Origin of the sequence: Cohnella caldifontis (assembly GCF_029360585.1) — a bacterium.
Classification (GTDB): domain Bacteria; phylum Bacillota; class Bacilli; order Paenibacillales; family Paenibacillaceae; genus Cohnella; species Cohnella caldifontis.
Window position 1 is genome coordinate 84,496 of sequence record NZ_JAQZSJ010000001.1, and the last position, 16,365, is coordinate 100,860.

Below are 16,365 nucleotides of genomic sequence, written 5' to 3' on the forward strand. Positions count from 1 at the left end.
GCGGAGTGATGTAACTTTCCGACACAACGGCCCGCGCAACCCCGTCAAAGCGGCGGAGTTATGTAACTTTCCGACACAACTGCCCCTGCAACCCTATCAAAGCGGCGAATAGAATGCGGAAATGGGGCCCCCTATTCCGTAAGGAGGCCCCACTTGGCGCGGATGTCCGCATGTTCGTCCCATTGCCGCCGATCCGCTACGGCGCGGAACACGTAATCGGCTTCCCGCGCGTATTTCCGGTACCCCGCCGTGCGTTGGATCGTCTCGAAGTAACGCCCGAAGGCAGACCGGAGCATCTCCTCCTCGCCTTCGCCGTAAAACGCGTCCCGCAGCCGGTCGTCGTCCAGCGGACGTCCGGCGGCCAGCTCGCCCGAGTGTTCGGCGGCGATCTTGGCGAGCGCCAGCACGCCCGCGGCCAACCGGCGGGAAACGAGCCAGCTCGGCGGCGTGCGGTACTCGAAGCCGTGCGGCTGGCGCCGGAAATCGCCGAGCGCGCCGTAACGCGGGCGGCGCGCCGCGGCGCCGAGCGGCTCCAGCAGCCGCAGCGGCAGCGCGACCGCGTTGTCGAGCGCCCGCAGACGCTCGCCCGTGAGCGCGACGCCGCTGAAGTGGATATGCCCGCCGAGCGGAAGGCCGGGCACCGGCCAGGCGCCCGCGAGCCACGCCGGGTCGGCGCCGGTGCCGATGCGCCTCGCGGCCGCCGCCAGCAGCCGGCGGATCGACGCCGCGAGCTCGGCCGGCTCTTCCGCGGGAGCGGGCCTCAGCTCGGCGAGCACCCAGTGCCGGATGCCCCGGCGCACGACGGAATCGCACCCCGCCGCGCCGCCCGGGGGGAGATAACGGGAAGCCGGCACCAACTTGCCGTCCCCGGCCCGCAGCACGAACTCGGGATCGGCGCCGAGCACCGCCCTGACGCCTTCCTTTTCCATCGTCAGACGCGTCTCCCGCATCGCGGCGGCAGCCGCCGTACGGCGCCGTCCTTCCCCCGGCGAAGGCCGCGGCGCCCCGGATACGCCCGCGACGGCCGGCCGGCCGTTCTCGTCCGTCACGACGACGACTTGTCCGAAATCCCGGCCTAGCACGTATAACGCCCTCGCCGCGGCTCGGGCCGCTATTTTCCGGAGCCGGTCGTCCGGCTCCGCCCCGCCGGATAACCTTCGGTTCCCGTAGAGGCGCCGGACATCCGTGGCATGGAGATCGATCACCGTGACGGTGAACGCGCGGACGCCCTCCCGCCCCCCTTCCGCGGTTTTCAAACCTTCCCGCTCCAGACGCCTCGCAGTCTCCGAAGACAGCCGCGCCGCGGCGTTTCCCGATTCCGTTCCGGCTTTCAAGGCCACGCCTCCTCACGCGTCGGCGCAAAAACACGGGAAGGGCCGTCCCGCCGGCGCGTATACGCCGAAGCCGAATGACCCTTCCCTTTTCCCATCCCGAACGGCGATCCATCCGCGGAACGTTTCCCGCAAAATGGGCCGTTCCCGACGATGCCAAAGGGCATCCGCCCTCGATTTCGCGCCCGCGTTGTCATAAGCTTAAGTACCGACCCGCACCCGGCGGGTTACAGATCGTCTTCCAGCAAGTCGGAATCGAGATCCTCGTAATCGCCGTCGTCCACGCCGAGGCCGAAATCCTCGTCTTTGTCGTCGTCGTAGGCGGTCGGATCGACCAGGACGTTCACTTTGGTCTCCGCAACCATTTCCACGGCGAACTCGCGTTCCACCCGGATCTGGACGCTCGAACCCCCGCCGGCCACCGACGCTTCCACGCAGTTCGGTTCCTGGGTGGCTTCCGCGGTTACTTCCACCGAATTGGGGCGGTGTTTCGGATCCACGTAAGACAGGGGAACGAGTTCAACGTAGTTCACCGTTTCCTTGGCGACGTCCGTCTCCGAGTTCTTGTTGTACGAATACCAGATGTTAATATCGTAGGAACCGATGACTTCGATGCCGTCCCCCGATCTTACGGCTTCGTACTGATGGTTGATGATCCATGCCCCCAAAATGCTGGAGGGATGGTGCGGCGGCGTTACGGTGTGGGTTACCGTCGAAAACTTCCGGCCTTTGCCGCATACCGCTTTCGTGATGATTTCCCTCCGCTGCAGCCGTCTATCCGCAATAGCCATTCGGTAGACCTCCTCCATGCGATCAATTCAATCTAAGTCTATGCAGGACATTCGTCTAGAGTGACAAAAATGTATCCATGCACAAACCCTTTCAAGCTATAGAATATGATCGCGGGAAGAGAAGAAGACTTCGGCTTTAACGGATCATTTCCTGCAGGTTGGATTCGGCTTGGCGGATGCGCTCCAGGCTGACCCGGTTCATTTCGGACAACGATTGAAGCGTGGCGGTCAGCTCCTGTAGCGTAGCCGACGCCTGTTCGCTGGTCGAGGCCAAGTGGCTCGTGGAATCCCCGATCTGACCCGCCTGCTCCCCCAGCTTGTCCATCATTTCGTTCTGGCGGTCGGTGAGCCGCTTGAGCGTTTCGACCGCGGAAGCGATGGCATGGAACGCCTTCGCCGCCTGCTCGCGAACCTCTTCCGTATGCTGCATGCCCCGGGCCGCTTGATCGAGCCGTTCGCGGGTGACCTCCGTGCGATTCCGGAAATCGACGATCTGCATCGAAATGGATTCCGCCGAACGGGCGGTCATGTCGGCCAGCTTGCGGATCTCGCCTGCGACGACGGCGAAGCCCCGGCCTTGCTCGCCCGCGCGTGCGGCTTCGATGCTCGCGTTGAGGGACAGCAGGTTCGTCTGGTTGGCGATCTCTTGGATCGTATCGCTGATCTTGCCCGTTTCCTCCAATTGGGAAGTCAGCTCGGCGAACCGGGAAGTCAAATCTCCCATTTCGGATTTGAACGACTCGTAAATATCCGCCAGGTCCTGCATGTGGCCCTGTCCGTCTTGGGACAACCGAGCCGCGTCGCCCGCCCGTTCGAGCAGCGTATCGTTGGAAACGGACATCTCTTGGACGAACGCGTTCAACCGTTGCACGGACTCGCTGATGGTGGAAGCGGAGTCTGCCTGCAGTCCCGCTCCCGCGGAAATTTCCTGGAAGGCGCCGCTCATCTCGTCGAAGATGCGGTTGTTTTCGGCGCCCATGCCGGCGATTTCCTTCATCTTTTCGTTAACGGCCGCCGCGCTTCCGATCAGCGCCTGCTTCTGCTCCTCTTGGGCGCGGAGCAGCGTTTCGGTTTGCCGGCGGGATTCCTCCATGTTGCGCATCAGCCTGCGGGATACGATGTAGAGGCAGAAGAACAGCATGGAGATCAGCAAGTAAAGCAGCAAATATGTGAATTGATCGTCGCTTGTTACGTGCAACTGGTCTTGCTGCCCGAACAAGATCAACAGGATGACGCCGAGGCCGCCGACCGAACCGATCAGCAATATCGGCAAGTTCATGAAGATCAGCGACATGGCGGCCAAATAATAAACCGACTGAATGTTATAGAGCGCGGGAGTTTGCAGCGTGGTGTTCAAGTTGGTGAGCAGCACGAGCACGATCGCCGCGTATCCGAAAACCCGGATCCCTTTTCGGAGGTAATGCAGACCGGCCAGCACGATCGTGGTCAGCGGCTGGATGAACATGATGGCGGCGCTGCCGTCCGAAGAAGCGGCCCCCATGCTGGCGATACTGCCGATCACCATAAGAGACGAGACGGCCATGGCGATCAAAACGACGAAATTGCGGCGAAGCAGATCCTTCTCTTCCATGCTGAGCGATTCGTAAGGCGTTCTTGAGAATAAGGATTCCGATGCTGTCCGATTCATTGCCCCAACCCCGTTCCTTCCGATTTTCGTAGCGTTGTACGCGTTTTCATGAAGCTGTATTTCCAATTCGACGCCATTTTCCGTAATCCTCCAAAATTCGACATTGCGGGCGCAAAAAAATCGCCGGCGTCCCTTGCGGGATACCGGCTCGATTTTGCGCGACCGCGCAAACGCTATACGACGTTCAAGCGATAGATTTCGCGGTACTTGGTTTCCAGGTATTCGCACAGGTACGACGACTTCAGCTCCTCCCCGCTGATCCGGAGGATCAGTTCGGAAGGGCTGAGCGATTTGCCGTAGCGGTAAACCTGCTCGGTCAGCCATTCCTTCAGCGGGTGCAGCTGGCCCGCCGCGATCTGCTCCTCGACGGGAAGCCTCGTCTTGGCGACGTTCATGATTTGCGCCGCGTACATATTCCCCAGCGAATAGGACGGGAAATAGCCGAACGAGCCGCCGGACCAATGGACGTCCTGGAGCACGCCGACCGAATCGTTCGGCGGGACGACGCCCAGCGCTTCCTCGTATTTCGCGTTCCACACCTCCGGCAGCTCGCGAGGGGACAAGCCTTCGTTGAACAGCATCTTCTCGATCTCGTAACGGATCATGATATGCAGGTTGTACGTCAGTTCGTCGGCCTCGATCCGGATCAGCGAAGGCTCGACGCGATTGATGGCCCGATAGAACGATTCCGCCTGCACGTTCTCGAATTTGCCGGGGAAAAATTTCTTGAGCTCCGGGAAATAACGCTGCCAGAATCCGAGCGAGCGTCCGACCATGTTTTCCCACAAGCGGGACTGGGACTCATGGATGCCGTTGGACGTCCCGGTGCACAGCAATGTGCCGAACAGCTCGGGATCGAGGTTCTGCTCGTACAGCGCGTGCCCGCCCTCGTGGATCGTGCCGAACAAGGCGCTCATGATATCGTTCGGCAAAAAACGCGTCGTGATCCGCACGTCGCCGGGATTGAGACCGGTCATGAACGGGTGGACGCTTTCATCCAGCCGGCCGGCCTCGAAATCGTAGCCCATCTCGTTCAGGATAAAGCGGCTGAACGCTTTCTGGGCTTCCTTGTCGAACGTGCCCTCGAGCATGGACGTGTCCGGACGATCCCCTTCCCGCGCGATCGCTTCGGCCAGCGGCACGAGACGGCTTCTCAATTCGCCGAAGAGCCGGTCCAGATCTTCCGTGAACATCCCCGGCTCGTAGAGATCGAGAAGCGTATCGTACGGCGTGGCTTTCGGCCCCCAAAGCTCGATGAACCGCCGGTTGTAATCGATGACCTTCTCCAAATACGGCGCGAATCCCGCGAAGTCGTTGTTCTCTTTCGCGGCTTCCCAGGCGGCTTCGGACTGCGAGGACAGCACGACGTATTCCCGGTACAGCTCCGCGGGAATTTTGCGGTTGCGGTCGTAATCCTTCTTCACTTCTTCCACCAGCCGTTTGTCGACCCGGCCCAAGCCTTGGAACGTTTTCGGCTCCGAGAGCTTCTGCAGCAGCTCTCCGAGTTCGTCGGACGTGGCGAGTCGGAAAGATTCGGCCGACAGGTCCCCATAAGCCTCCGAGCGCAGATCGATTCCTTTGCGGGGAGCCCCCGTCCGCATATCCCAGTAAACGACGCCCAATATTTCTTCGAAATGCTTGATTTTGCCCGTCAATTCGCGAAAACGCTTCAATGCCGCGCCGGCTTGCGGCGTCTGTTTGGTCACCTTGATCCGCCCTTTCCCAAAATAAGGTGTCCCCTTGATCATACCCATCGCAAAATCTATAATCAACTTGACTTGACTCCATTCGGCACGTTTTCCGGATGGACGAGGAGGTAAGGGCATGAAAATGGCATGGAGCGAAGAGGCTGTCCGGCAGCTTCGCGAACGGTACGGACCGGACGTGACCGGATTTCGGCTCGTCTACGACACGGAAGGATGCGGCTGCGCGGTGAATGGGGTACCGGCTCTCTGGGCAGTCGACGCGCCGGCGCCGGGGCACGAAACGGCGGAAAGCGAGCCTTTCGCCCTGTCGATCGATCCGCGGCAGGCGTTATTTTTCGAGGACGCCCTCCGCATCGATTATCGATCGGACAACCGCAGCTTCCGGCTATCCAGCGACAGCCAGATCTACACCTCGCGGCTGATCCTGGCCGACCGCCGCCATGAAGCCGCGGCGAACGCCTAACGCAAAAGAATTCGTAAATGGAGGTATGAGCATGCGCAAATTGGATGAAATCATGTCGTTTAATGAACAATTCATCGAGCGTAAGGAATACGAAAAATATTTGACGACCCGTTTTCCGGACAAGAAGCTGGTCATCGTCACCTGCATGGATACCCGGCTCACGGAGCTGCTGCCCAAGGCGCTGAACTTGCGCAACGGCGACGCGAAGATCATCAAAAACGCCGGCGCCATCATCACGGCCCCGTTCGGCAACATCATGCGCAGCATCATCGTGGCGCTGTATGAGCTGAACGCGCGCGAAGTGCTTATCATTGGCCATCACGAGTGCGGCATGGCGTCGATCGACCCGGAACAAGTGGTGGAACACATGATCGAGCGCGGCGTGCCCGATCACGTCATCCAGACGCTTCAGCATTCCGGCGTCGACTTCAAACGCTGGCTGCAAGGCTTTAACAGCGTTCAGGAGAGCGTCGTGAACAGCGCGGACATCGTCCGCAACCACCCGCTGCTGCCTCCGAACACGCCGGTGCACGGATTGATCATCCATCCGGAAACGGGCAAGCTCGAGCTCGTGGCGAACGGTTATGATTACGTAAAAGGAGAAGCTTAACCTTCCCCTGTTTCAGCCGATTCCGGTTCGTACTCGATTCGGACAGCCCTCCCCCTTCCCGCTCTTCCGGGAAGCCGGGAGGGCTGTTCGCATTTCAATCCCCCGATGCCAGATTCAGTTTCCTCACCACGCTGTCGGGGCCGTTGAAGAAAGAGCTGCCGGAAACGACGGCTTCGCGCCACAGCTTCAGCACTTTTTCCTTATCGTGCTTCAGCGATTCGAACCAGACGTCGGGCGCATCCGGATCCGGGCTGTGCCGGGACCCGAATACGGCCGATTCGTAAACGATGGGAATGACGTCCAGGCCCTTCTCCGTGAGCGAATAGATGAATTTCCGCTTGTCGGCTTCGTCCGTTCTTTTGGCTATGATGCCCTTCCTTTCTAAGTGGGCCAGACGGTCCGCCAATACGCTGGGGCCGATCCGTTCGGCGGAATCCAGGAATTCGCCGTACGTTTTTTTCCCAAGGGCGATCATGTCCCGAATGATGAGCAGCGACCAGATGTCGCCGAAAATTTCGACCGTGAAATTAATCGGACAGCGGGATTTGTTCTCTTCTCTTTTCATGTCTCCATTATAACACTTTGATTATCGAAGTGAAGTGTGTTATATTACTATCATCATCAAAGTGAAATAAAGGAGGAATTCCCATCTCGACCATTGCCATGCCGAAAATCACTCCCCATCTCTGTTTCGACCATCAAGCCGAAGAAGCGGTGCGTTTCTATGTCTCGGTATTCAGGAATTCCCGGATTCTGAACGTTACCCGTTACGCGGAAGGAGAGGTGGGACCTGCCGGCACCGTGCGAACGATCCGGTTCCAGTTGGACGGTCAGGAGATGATCGCGGTTAACGGAGGGCCGTCTTTCAAGTTCAGCGACGGTATCTCCCTGTACGTGACCTGCCAGACGCAGGAGGAGATCGACGAGCTGTGGGAAGAGCTTTCGGAAGGCGGCGTCAAGGAAGTTTGCGGGTGGCTGAGGGACAAATACGGGGTGTATTGGCAGATCAATCCCGCGATCGCCTGGGGGATGGTCAACGATCCCGATCCCGATAAATCCCGACGGGTAATGAAAGCGATCGATCGGATGACGAAAATCGACATCGAGACATTAAAGAGGGCGTACGCCGGACTGTGATCCGCGTTCAAGGAGGAACCCGAATGGGAAAAGCGATTTTGACCCTGCATATGTCTCTGGACGGCGTCGTATCGGACGTCGAGTCCTGGATGTCCATGACGGACGAGATGCTGGAACGGTACTTGGCGTATTACCGGACCGTGGACGCGATCGTCGTCGGAGGCGGAACTTACGTTTCCATGGCGGAATATTGGCAGCATGCGGAAACGTTTTCGGACTCCCGCGTCGAACGCGAAATCGCCAGGCAAATAAACGACAAGCCCAAATACGTGCTTTCCCGCTCTCCCCTCGAGCCGGTCTGGAGAAATTCGCAACCGATTCTCTACGCGAACCGGGAATTCCCGGTTCGCGAAGTGGCCCGATTGAAGCAAGAAACCGGAAACCTCTCCGTCGAAAGCGGCGTGAGAACTTGGCAAGCATTTATCCGTCATGATTTATTCGACGACCTGTGGCTGTTCATCCATCCCGTCGTGGTTTCCGGCGACAAACTGTTCGATACGGCCGAAACGAAGCTCGAATTGGAATTGTCGAGTCACCGAACCTATTCGAACGGCGTGATCGAACTGGATTATCGGAAAAAAACGTCCTAGCGGATCGCTCGGTTACGTGATCCGACCAGTACCGCTTAGAAAATCGTTTTTGAACGACAAAAGGACTGAACCTCGGGGTTCAGTCCTTTTCCCTGCCCTTCTTCTTCCGGTAAGCAGCTTGCCGGCGGGCTTCGACGACGCCGCTGCGGTCCCGGGTCAGATGGCGGTTCACGATTTCGGAAGGCACGTCTTGGACCGGGGGCTGCCAGCTCCACCCGTTCTCGGAGCAAATGCGCCGGCATTCGCGAAGCAGAGCCGGGTCGGCGATCGGAAGCTCCAGGTCGCGGAACGTCCGGCTATCCCCCTCTGCCCACTCGCGCGCGGCCCGTCTCAGCATTTCCGCCAAACGTCCGCCGTCTAATCCCAACTCGTTCATCCGAGCCGGTTCGATCTCGTCCGCCGCTTTGGCGATCATTTTGCGCGCGCCGGCCCAATTGCCTCTCCGGGCGTGATAGCTCGCGACCGCGACGCGGATCAGCACGAGCCAGCTCCCCTCGTACCGGGAGCCCGTCTGCTCTTTCCAGTATTCTTCCATGATCTCGTGGCATTCGAAATAATCCCGCGAGCCGTGGTATTCCGCCAAGTATCGGAGATAAGACTGGGGATAGGGAACGGACTGCGCCGTGTCGGGAACGTTCATGTCGGGTCTTCTCCTCGCTTGCATCTGGTTCGCCTTCAGCATAACGCAAAAAAAACGATCCGGCATCCGAAATTTCTTGAAACCACGATCCGCGCCCTTCGTATTACCGATTGCAAACCCATCAACAACCGACAAACAGGGGGAACGTCCTTCATGTGGAAAAAAGCTCTGCTGGTTCTTAGTCTGTTCGCGTTCGTGTTCGCCGTATCGGCTCCGCTGGCCGGCCACGCGGACGCGAAGCCCCGTTCGTTCAGCTCCGGGGTAAAATCGTACTCCAAGACGCCGTCCAAGTCGCAAGGCTCGGTGAATAACGGCACGACGTCCAAATCCACGACCGGCACGTCGGCTGCGGCCTCGACCGCGAACCGCGGGTTTTTCAGCGGCGGCGGCTTCTGGAAAGGCATGATGGTCGGCGGACTCGCGGGCATGCTGTTCGGCGGCATGTTCGGAGGCATGGGCTTCATGGGCAACGTGCTCGGCTTCATGGTGAACGTCATCGGGATCATCCTCTTGATCGCGGTGATCCGCGCCTTGTTCTTCCGCAGGCGGCAAGATCCGCCCCGTCCGGATTACCCGAACCAGGGCCGCAGGTGGTAAGCCGATATGCGCTTGACCATGGACGAGATCGTCAACGCGATTTGCCTGCATCTCGCGGAACGGCATGAGGTGCCGATCGAGTCGATCCAAACGGAACTGCTGTACGACGAAGACCAAGGCTTCTCCGCCGAGGTGTGGGTGCAAGGACGCAGCCGCTTCCTGATCGAAGCCAACATGAAAGAAGCCGTCATGCGCTATGTGGAAAAGGAGTATGGCCGCCGCGTCTACCCTTCCGACATCACGTTCGACGTCGAAGACGAGATGTGGGCGGACATCGCCGAATGAAGCATCAACCCCCGATCCGGTATAACCGGGTCGGGGGTTGTGTTTTTGTCAATCGAAACTTCGGCAGGCTGTGGTTCACGAATAAGTAATCATGTAAATCACATTACCTGAACTAGCACTGTCAAATGGACTTTCCTTTAAACTCACTTTTTCGTAGCTTTCGATTCGTCCACCTCGGTCTTCAATGATGCGTTTCATCTCGGCAACGTGTTTTTGTTTCAATAAAGTCTCGGATCGTATGAAACCAATGATGATCGCCGCCAAAAGAATGCAAACTATACCAACAAACACTTTTTAAGGGACACGGAGGACGTTATCGGGGGCATTCCTCAACCTATCGTATTCTAACGGACACGATTGCACTTATTCAGCAAAAATACCGCTGATTAGCAGCGAAGTGTTGCGCTTAAGGTCCGTGTTGTCCGTTACGATTTGAAAAACGTTGACATTGCTCCAATAACGGCTGTGGTGTCCGTAACGATCGGCATAAGGCCAATCTTCTGTATGTCAATTAGTCAACCGTAGTTTTTTTGCAGAGAGCTCAACTGATCAACCTTTCAAATATTATGTTTGATGTGATTTCCAAATTACGCTCCTCCCATTCGGATTATCGTTTTTCATCCGGTTCGTCGGCCGTGATCATCCAGGTGATCCCGTACCGATCCTTCACGATGCCGTGGAAAATCCCGAACGGCTGAAGCTCATAAGGCGACTTGACCTCGCCGTCCGCGGCCAGGTTCAGGAAAGCCGCGCGGCCTTCGGATTCTTTCCGGTACGATACGTTAAACGAAATGCCGTCGCCGGGCCTGATGGGGTCCAATGCGTCCTCCATGAATATCGCGTTGTCTCCGGCCACGTGCACGCACAAGTGCATGACTTTGTCCTTGTGGTCGTGTCCGGAACCCATCGCCTGCCCGTACGTCAGGACCGACTTGATTTCTCCTCCCAGCGCGCCTGCATAGAACTGCGCTTGACTTCTCGCATCCGTCGATGAAATGTAAGGCCGCAATACTCCCATGACCGACATCCTCTCTTCGATATTGAATAGGCACGGGTCTATTCTAGAGGATGTTGCCGGCGAAGGTTTCTCTTCAATTGCGAAAATGCGCACATCCGTTCGGATTCGTCCGCGCGATGAACCGGCTCATCAGAAGCGGCAAGGAAATCAAGATCGGAGGATCGTCGAATCGCGGAGCGTGAAGCGTCACGTTCCGGAGGATCGCGTCTTCGCTTGCTCCGACGGTCAAAGGTTCGTGCCGGCGGGAGCGCAGCGTGGCTTTCGGCAGCAGGATCTCTTTGGATTTCATCCCCCATGCGACGGTGGTGGCCATGAGAAAGTAAATGCCCGGACGGACATTCGTGAATTGATAATCTCTCCGGGACAGAAGCAGGGTGCCGTGAACGGGAAACGACTCCGGTATCGGCTTGCGGAACAAGCCGATGAAGACGATGCCCTCGAACGGGGTTTCCGCGAATACGCGCCCCGCCACCTTCGCTCCTCGCTGGATGCCGATCTGCTTGGCATATTCCCCCTCTTCGAGCCGCTTGAGCAGATCCAGCTGGCTTTCGGTCGTGTCCAGCTGGTTCCGAAAACCCGCCGGCGTGACGCCCACTTTCTCGGTGAACCGCGTCGTAAACGTGCCCAGGCTCTGTTGGCCGATTTCTTGGGCGATATCCCGGACAGGCAGACGGGTATGCAACAACAAGTCTTTCGCCCGCTGAAGCCGGACGGAAGAAAGGTAATAATGCGGGGGCAGTCCCGTCTGCGATTTGAACAGGCGCAGAAAATGGGCGGGACTGTAGCCGACGTGCCTCGCGATATCTGATAATGTAAGCGGTTCATAGAGATTGCGCTGCATGTACGATATCGACTCGGCAATCTCCGCGCGCGGATCGTCCATCATGTCCTCCGTCAGGCTGGGATGATTTACATGTCCAGATTAGCACAGCCGGCTTCGCCGCGCCAAAAGAAAAAAACCGCGCGGCGGCGCGCGGGTCGGTTTGATTGTCGCGATTCGATTCTTCATGCAGCCGTTTCAGTCGTTTTCGTTCGATCGCGCCACCGTCACGACCAAGTTTCCCCGCTTGCGCCCGGTATCCGCATACCGGTGGGCCTCGGCGATCCGCTCCAGCGGATAGCGCCTGTCGATGACCGGCCGGAACGTTCCCGTTTCGGCAAGCTCCCTTAGGAACGCGAGGTCTTCCGCTTTCACTTTGGCGATGCCTTGCCCGTCGACGGTCACGTATTTCCCGTTCGGGGCCAGCGCTTGTTTGCAAGTCCGCTTATCGGCTTTTCCGACGGCGTCGAAAACCAGATCGTACCGAACTCCGCCGTGCGAGAAATCGTCCTTCGTATAGTCGATCACCCGATCGGCCCCAAGGGACCGTACCCAATCGAAATTCGCGGCGCTGCACGCCGCGGTCACTTCCGCGCCGAAATGTCGGGCGAGCTGCACGGCGGACGTGCCGACCGCTCCCGAAGCTCCGTAAATCAGCGCTTTGCATCCTTTACGGATATTCCCTTTCCGCAAAAAGTACAGCGCGGTGGTTCCCCCGAACGGGATCGCGGCGGCCTCATCGTAACCGAGATTTCCCGGTTTGGCGTCGATTAGGGCCTTTTCCGGCAGGCACGTGTATTCGGCATACCCTCCGAGTCTTAACCCGGTTAGCGCGAAGATCCGGTCGCCCGGACGAAATCGGGAGACCCGGCTGCCGACCGATTCGATTTCTCCCGCGATTTCAGCGCCCAAGATCGGATTCCTCGGTTTGCGCAAACCTAGAAAAAGCCGCATGGGGATCCACATGAGCAGGGGGCTGTGAAAGCCCCGCACCCTGAGGTCCCCGGCGGACACGGTCGTCGCATGGATTTTGATCAGCACTTCATGGTCTTTAGGCGTCGGCTTCCGGATGTCCGCAAGTTGCAGCACGTCCGGCGATCCGTACCGGGTGCATAAGATCGCTTTCATGTTCGTCCTCCTGGAACGCATTTGCGATCAGTATACCTGCCTGCCGGCACGGCGGGGTAGATACTTAAGTATGGTCTTGAAGGTTCGCCTTACAGCAGCCCCAGTTCCCGGGCGCGCGCCACCGCTTCGGTGCGCCGGGAGACTTGCAATTTGCCGAATAGATTGCGGTTATACCCTTTCACGGTGCTGAGCGCGAGAAACAGTCGGTCGCAGATTTCCTGGTTCGAGAGTCCCTGCGCGATCAGCCCCAGAATTTCGGATTCTCGTTCGCTCAGCGGTTCGGGGAGCGATGCGGGTAGCTTCGACGGCTTGAAGGAGGCCCGATCGTAGACTCCATCGTCCACGGACATCCCGGCTCGAAAAGCGGAGAGAAGCTTGCCGACGTATTCCGGCATGAAATTGCGGGCCGCGATCCGGTCCAACAAACGGAGCAAATCTTCCCCTTCTTCGACGAAGAGACGTACGTAACCTCCGGGCTCCGCCATGGCTAAGGCGTCCGCCAGCGTCCGCTCCGCCAGGCGTTCGTCTCCTTGCGTCCGCTGCGCGACCGCCAGGAGAACCAAAGCCTTTAGCCTTTCATCGGCCCAGCCTTTCGTTTCCGCATCCCGTCTCCATTTTTCCAAGGCGGCCCGTGCCGCGAAAACATCTCCTTGCGCCAAGTACGCTTGAACCAAGCGGCCGTCAAGTCCATACGCCTGCGCCAGTCGCGCGGCTGCCTCCGAATGGCCTTGGCGCAGCAGCGTTAACGCCTGTATATCCGCGATTCGGGACAACTGATTCTCGAAGCCATGGCGGAGAGCGGCATCCTCTGCTGCAGCCAGCAGCGCGGCCGCCGCGCCGAATTCGCCCCTAGCGAGCTTCAGCCTGGCTTGGAACGCCTCTCCCGCCACGATCCGGTCCGATTGCTCCAGCTGCCGAGCCAGTCCGGCGGCTGCCGCGGCATAACGCTCGGCGGCGTCTAAGTCGTTCCATTCATAGTGAATCCGCGCCAAGCCCAGATAGGCTTCGCAAGCCGCGGGCGGCGGCGGGTTCCCCGCGATGCGGATGACGCGTTCGTAGGTCGCGGCGGCCGAATAGAGCCGGTTATCCGCTTCCTGGATCATGCCCAGTCCGAGCGCGGCCATCATGGCGACGATGACGTGGCCGATCGTTTCGCTGATCGATAAGGCTTCGGCGTACGCTTGGCCCGCAGCGGCACGATCCCCCTTGAGCTGATAAGCGTACCCCAGCGTCCAAGTCGTGGCGGTGCGGACCGGAAGGTTGTCCGGATGCAGGAACGACAAAGCGCGCCGGGACTCGGACAGGATCGTTTCCGCTTCGTGCCGGCTGACGGCCATCGTGGCGCGGATCGAGGCGATATGCCCGATCAAGTCCCGGGTTTTCGCATGATGTTCCACGTTAGACAGCGCTAGTTCCGCCGCGAGCAGCTTCGGCTCGACGCCGGAGGTTTGCCCGGCCAACAACAAGGCGGAGGCCGATTGGACCCAAAGCGAAGGATGGGCGTCCAGAACATCCTCCGGCAGCGATTCCAGCCATTGCCGCACGGGAGCCACCGCCCCGCGGAAAAGCAAAGGCATCCCGCCCCCTTCCAGCAGGCGGGCGGCGCGCGCGGTGTCATTCGCGGCGGCGGCATGGCGGAACGCTTCGATCTCCAAGCCTTCTTGCTCGAACCACAAGCTGGCCCGAAGGTGAAGATCGGCCTCCGCCGTGCCCGCCTCCCCGTTCGGCGGCGCCTCATCCCCGTGAAGTTTCCTCTGCCGCAGCAAGTCGGCGAACAGATGGTGATAGCGATACCAGCGCCTCTCGTCGTCCAGCGGAATGACGAAAAGATTGGAACGTTCCAGGAACTCCAGCATGGCTTGACCGGAGGGCCGGTCGACACGGCGTTCCCCTTCGTTCCCTCCGAAAACCGCATCGCAGAGCGGGCCGCACATCCGGTCCAAGATCGCCGTTCGACGCAGGAATTCCCGTACGGAATCCGGCTGCTGCCGAAGCACTTCTTCCACCAAATAGTCCAGCACGTATCGGTTGCCGCCGGTGAACGAAGAAACGAAACGTCCGGCTTCCGGCTGACCCTGCAGGGAAAGGGCGGCCAATTGGAGCCCGGCGATCCATCCTTCCGTCCGGTCTTCCAGCCATCCGATTTCCTCCGGAGACAGCTTCAGTCCCATGACCCGGTTCAAGAACTCGTCCGCTTCCTGTGCCGTGAACCGCAAATCCTCGGCTCGAATTTCCGTCAGTTGGTTCCGGACGCGCAGCCGGGCGACGGCCAGGCGAGGATCCGCGCGGGTCATCATGACCACGTGCATCTGCGGAGGCATGCGCTCGAGCAGGAAAGCGACCGCCCGGTCAATCGCTTCGGACGCGATGGCGTGATAATCGTCCAGCACGAGTACGAATGCATCCGGGATGGCCGCAAGTTCATTCAGCAGTCCCGTCAGAACCGTTTCGGCCGCGGGAGGCTGGGGAGAGTCCAGAAGTCCGAGCGCGCCTGCCCCGATCTCCTTCGAGACCGTCCCCAAGGCTGCGAACAAGTAAGCCAAAAAACGCGCGGGATCGTTGTCCCCTTCGTCCAAGGACAGCCACGCGGCCGGAACGGGAAGTTGCCCCAGCCACTCGCTCACCAGCGTCGTTTTGCCGCTTCCGGCCGAAGCGCAAACGAGGGTCAGCTTGCGGCGTTTCCCCTCGTTCAGGCGCTCGATCAGCCTCGGTCTCGCGACGACGGCGGATCGGGGCGGCGGCATATAGATTTTCGTGGATAAAATGGATATCGGCATACCTTGAGTATACGCACCCGGATCTTCCGCCGTCTACACTCCGGAAAGCCGATCCTCAGACGTACCCGCCGTTCGCCCGGACCGTTTGGCCCGTGATCCATTGGGACTGCCGGTGGACCAACATCGCCACGGCTCCCGCGATATCTTCGGGCCGGCCCAGACGTTGAAACGCGTTCAATCGGCTCAGCGCCTCGATCTGCTCCTCCGTCTTGCCCGCGGTAAACAGTTCCGTGGCGACCGGTCCCGGAGCGATCGCGTTGATCGTTATGCCTTTCGGTCCGAGTTCCTTCGCGAGCTGGCGGGTGATCTGCTCCACGGCGCCTTTCGTCGCCGCGTAGACGCTGTAGCCCGGAAACATGCCGCCGACGACGGATGTCGAGAGATTGACGATTCTGCCTCCCGGTTTCATGTGCTTCGCCGCTTGCTGGCAAGCGAAGTAAGTGCCTTTGACGTTAATGGCGAAATGCTTGTCGAAATCGGCTTCCTTCACTTCCCCGATCGGTTGGGTCTCCATGATGCCGGCATTGTTGATGAGGATATCGACCCTGCCCAACTTTTCCGCGGTTTCGGAAAACAGCCTTTCCACCTCTCGTACGCCGGAGACATCCGCCTGGATCGCAACGGCTTTCCCTCCGGCCTGGACGATCGCCTGCACCGTTTCCTCCGCTTTTCCGCGGTTGCCCGCGTAATTGACGACCACGTAAGCGCCGTCCGACGCCAGACGTTCGGCGATTGCCCGCCCGATCCCCCTCGAACCGCCCGTCACGATCGCGACGTTCCCTTGCAAATGCATATCGGATTCCCTCTTCCTCTGCCGATTTCGC

At 59.4% G+C, this 16,365-nt stretch carries 17 protein-coding genes; 6 read left to right on the forward strand and 11 right to left on the reverse strand.

What is annotated here, in order from left to right; translation table 11 throughout:
- Nucleotides 1-131 precede the first annotated feature (131 nt).
- The 4 genes from PTZ19_RS00420 to PTZ19_RS00435 form a co-directional block, all read right to left on the reverse strand.
- A complete protein-coding gene (locus PTZ19_RS00420) occupies nucleotides 132-1,334 on the reverse strand; it encodes a putative amidoligase domain-containing protein (RefSeq protein ID WP_276351453.1) in 1,203 nt (400 codons plus the stop codon).
- Between the two features lie 224 nt (nucleotides 1,335-1,558).
- Nucleotides 1,559-2,122: an outer spore coat protein CotE gene (locus tag PTZ19_RS00425; protein ID WP_276351454.1), complete on the reverse strand. Its 564-nt coding sequence runs from the start codon at nucleotides 2,120-2,122 to the stop codon at nucleotides 1,559-1,561.
- A 136-nt stretch (nucleotides 2,123-2,258) separates the two neighbouring features.
- The gene (locus tag PTZ19_RS00430) at nucleotides 2,259-3,770 is read right to left on the reverse strand and encodes a methyl-accepting chemotaxis protein (RefSeq protein ID WP_276351456.1); all 1,512 of its coding nucleotides are present in this window, start codon (nucleotides 3,768-3,770) and stop codon (nucleotides 2,259-2,261) included.
- Nucleotides 3,771-3,943: 173 nt separating this feature from the next.
- Nucleotides 3,944-5,476 (reverse strand): carboxypeptidase M32, encoded by a 1,533-nt coding sequence (locus tag PTZ19_RS00435; protein ID WP_276351459.1) that lies wholly within the window; start codon nucleotides 5,474-5,476, stop codon nucleotides 3,944-3,946.
- Nucleotides 5,477-5,594: 118 nt separating this feature from the next.
- Between PTZ19_RS00435 and PTZ19_RS00440 the strand changes: the two genes are divergently transcribed.
- Both PTZ19_RS00440 and PTZ19_RS00445 read left to right on the forward strand, forming a co-directional pair.
- The gene (locus tag PTZ19_RS00440) at nucleotides 5,595-5,939 is read left to right on the forward strand and encodes an iron-sulfur cluster biosynthesis family protein (protein WP_276351461.1); all 345 of its coding nucleotides are present in this window, start codon (nucleotides 5,595-5,597) and stop codon (nucleotides 5,937-5,939) included.
- A 31-nt stretch (nucleotides 5,940-5,970) separates the two neighbouring features.
- Nucleotides 5,971-6,549: a beta-class carbonic anhydrase gene (locus PTZ19_RS00445; protein ID WP_276351463.1), complete on the forward strand. Its 579-nt coding sequence runs from the start codon at nucleotides 5,971-5,973 to the stop codon at nucleotides 6,547-6,549.
- Nucleotides 6,550-6,643: 94 nt separating this feature from the next.
- Here PTZ19_RS00445 and PTZ19_RS00450 read toward each other — a convergent pair whose 3' ends face one another.
- Nucleotides 6,644-7,114 (reverse strand): winged helix-turn-helix transcriptional regulator, encoded by a 471-nt coding sequence (locus tag PTZ19_RS00450; protein ID WP_276351465.1) that lies wholly within the window; start codon nucleotides 7,112-7,114, stop codon nucleotides 6,644-6,646.
- A 98-nt stretch (nucleotides 7,115-7,212) separates the two neighbouring features.
- On the opposite strand from PTZ19_RS00450, the gene PTZ19_RS00455 reads away from it, so the two are divergent.
- Together PTZ19_RS00455 and PTZ19_RS00460 are read left to right on the forward strand one after the other, a co-directional pair.
- Nucleotides 7,213-7,686: a VOC family protein gene (locus PTZ19_RS00455; protein WP_276351467.1), complete on the forward strand. Its 474-nt coding sequence runs from the start codon at nucleotides 7,213-7,215 to the stop codon at nucleotides 7,684-7,686.
- A gap of 23 nt (nucleotides 7,687-7,709) precedes the next feature.
- Nucleotides 7,710-8,276, forward strand: coding sequence for a dihydrofolate reductase family protein (locus PTZ19_RS00460; RefSeq protein ID WP_276351468.1), 567 nt, complete (start codon nucleotides 7,710-7,712; stop codon nucleotides 8,274-8,276).
- A gap of 79 nt (nucleotides 8,277-8,355) precedes the next feature.
- On the opposite strand, the gene PTZ19_RS00465 is transcribed toward PTZ19_RS00460, so the two are convergent.
- Complete coding sequence (locus PTZ19_RS00465; RefSeq protein ID WP_276351470.1) at nucleotides 8,356-8,916, reverse strand: DUF309 domain-containing protein; 561 nt, start codon at nucleotides 8,914-8,916, stop codon at nucleotides 8,356-8,358.
- 153 nt (nucleotides 8,917-9,069) lie between these two features.
- Between PTZ19_RS00465 and PTZ19_RS00470 the strand changes: the two genes are divergently transcribed.
- Together PTZ19_RS00470 and PTZ19_RS00475 are read left to right on the forward strand one after the other, a co-directional pair.
- Nucleotides 9,070-9,513 carry a hypothetical protein gene (locus PTZ19_RS00470; RefSeq protein WP_276351471.1) on the forward strand — a complete coding sequence of 148 codons (444 nt, stop codon included), beginning with the start codon at nucleotides 9,070-9,072 and terminating at the stop codon, nucleotides 9,511-9,513.
- A 6-nt stretch (nucleotides 9,514-9,519) separates the two neighbouring features.
- On the forward strand, nucleotides 9,520-9,798 hold the full coding sequence (locus PTZ19_RS00475) for a DUF2653 family protein (RefSeq protein WP_276351472.1): 279 nt from the start codon (nucleotides 9,520-9,522) through the stop codon (nucleotides 9,796-9,798).
- 607 nt (nucleotides 9,799-10,405) lie between these two features.
- On the opposite strand, the gene PTZ19_RS00480 is transcribed toward PTZ19_RS00475, so the two are convergent.
- From PTZ19_RS00480 to PTZ19_RS00500, 5 genes are all read right to left on the reverse strand, one after another.
- Entirely contained in the window at nucleotides 10,406-10,816 is a 411-nt protein-coding gene (locus PTZ19_RS00480; protein ID WP_276351473.1) for a VOC family protein, read from the reverse strand.
- A gap of 73 nt (nucleotides 10,817-10,889) precedes the next feature.
- The gene (locus PTZ19_RS00485; RefSeq protein WP_276351475.1) at nucleotides 10,890-11,699 is read right to left on the reverse strand and encodes a helix-turn-helix domain-containing protein; all 810 of its coding nucleotides are present in this window, start codon (nucleotides 11,697-11,699) and stop codon (nucleotides 10,890-10,892) included.
- A gap of 135 nt (nucleotides 11,700-11,834) precedes the next feature.
- Nucleotides 11,835-12,764 (reverse strand): NAD(P)-dependent alcohol dehydrogenase, encoded by a 930-nt coding sequence (locus tag PTZ19_RS00490; RefSeq protein WP_276351476.1) that lies wholly within the window; start codon nucleotides 12,762-12,764, stop codon nucleotides 11,835-11,837.
- Nucleotides 12,765-12,853: 89 nt separating this feature from the next.
- Complete coding sequence (locus tag PTZ19_RS00495) at nucleotides 12,854-15,541, reverse strand: winged helix-turn-helix domain-containing protein (RefSeq protein ID WP_276351478.1); 2,688 nt, start codon at nucleotides 15,539-15,541, stop codon at nucleotides 12,854-12,856.
- Between the two features lie 55 nt (nucleotides 15,542-15,596).
- Nucleotides 15,597-16,334 carry an SDR family oxidoreductase gene (locus PTZ19_RS00500; RefSeq protein WP_276351479.1) on the reverse strand — a complete coding sequence of 246 codons (738 nt, stop codon included), beginning with the start codon at nucleotides 16,332-16,334 and terminating at the stop codon, nucleotides 15,597-15,599.
- Nucleotides 16,335-16,365 lie beyond the last annotated feature (31 nt).

Excerpts from the sequence above, each read along its gene's own strand:
- PTZ19_RS00425 (WP_276351454.1), bottom strand. The coding sequence starts at position 2,122 with ATGGCTATTGCGGATAGACGGCTGCAGCGGAGGGAAATCATCACGAAA.
- PTZ19_RS00430 (WP_276351456.1), bottom strand. The coding sequence starts at position 3,770 with ATGAATCGGACAGCATCGGAATCCTTATTCTCAAGAACGCCTTACGAA.
- PTZ19_RS00440 (WP_276351461.1), top strand. The coding sequence starts at position 5,595 with ATGAAAATGGCATGGAGCGAAGAGGCTGTCCGGCAGCTTCGCGAACGG.
- PTZ19_RS00445 (WP_276351463.1), top strand. The coding sequence starts at position 5,971 with ATGCGCAAATTGGATGAAATCATGTCGTTTAATGAACAATTCATCGAG.
- PTZ19_RS00450 (WP_276351465.1), bottom strand. The coding sequence starts at position 7,114 with ATGAAAAGAGAAGAGAACAAATCCCGCTGTCCGATTAATTTCACGGTC.
- PTZ19_RS00455 (WP_276351467.1), top strand. The coding sequence starts at position 7,213 with ATGCCGAAAATCACTCCCCATCTCTGTTTCGACCATCAAGCCGAAGAA.
- PTZ19_RS00460 (WP_276351468.1), top strand. The coding sequence starts at position 7,710 with ATGGGAAAAGCGATTTTGACCCTGCATATGTCTCTGGACGGCGTCGTA.
- PTZ19_RS00465 (WP_276351470.1), bottom strand. The coding sequence starts at position 8,916 with ATGAACGTTCCCGACACGGCGCAGTCCGTTCCCTATCCCCAGTCTTAT.
- PTZ19_RS00470 (WP_276351471.1), top strand. The coding sequence starts at position 9,070 with ATGTGGAAAAAAGCTCTGCTGGTTCTTAGTCTGTTCGCGTTCGTGTTC.
- PTZ19_RS00475 (WP_276351472.1), top strand. The coding sequence starts at position 9,520 with ATGCGCTTGACCATGGACGAGATCGTCAACGCGATTTGCCTGCATCTC.
- PTZ19_RS00480 (WP_276351473.1), bottom strand. The coding sequence starts at position 10,816 with ATGGGAGTATTGCGGCCTTACATTTCATCGACGGATGCGAGAAGTCAA.
- PTZ19_RS00485 (WP_276351475.1), bottom strand. The coding sequence starts at position 11,699 with ATGGACGATCCGCGCGCGGAGATTGCCGAGTCGATATCGTACATGCAG.
- PTZ19_RS00490 (WP_276351476.1), bottom strand. The coding sequence starts at position 12,764 with ATGAAAGCGATCTTATGCACCCGGTACGGATCGCCGGACGTGCTGCAA.
- PTZ19_RS00495 (WP_276351478.1), bottom strand. The coding sequence starts at position 15,541 with ATGCCGATATCCATTTTATCCACGAAAATCTATATGCCGCCGCCCCGA.
- PTZ19_RS00500 (WP_276351479.1), bottom strand. The coding sequence starts at position 16,334 with ATGCATTTGCAAGGGAACGTCGCGATCGTGACGGGCGGTTCGAGGGGG.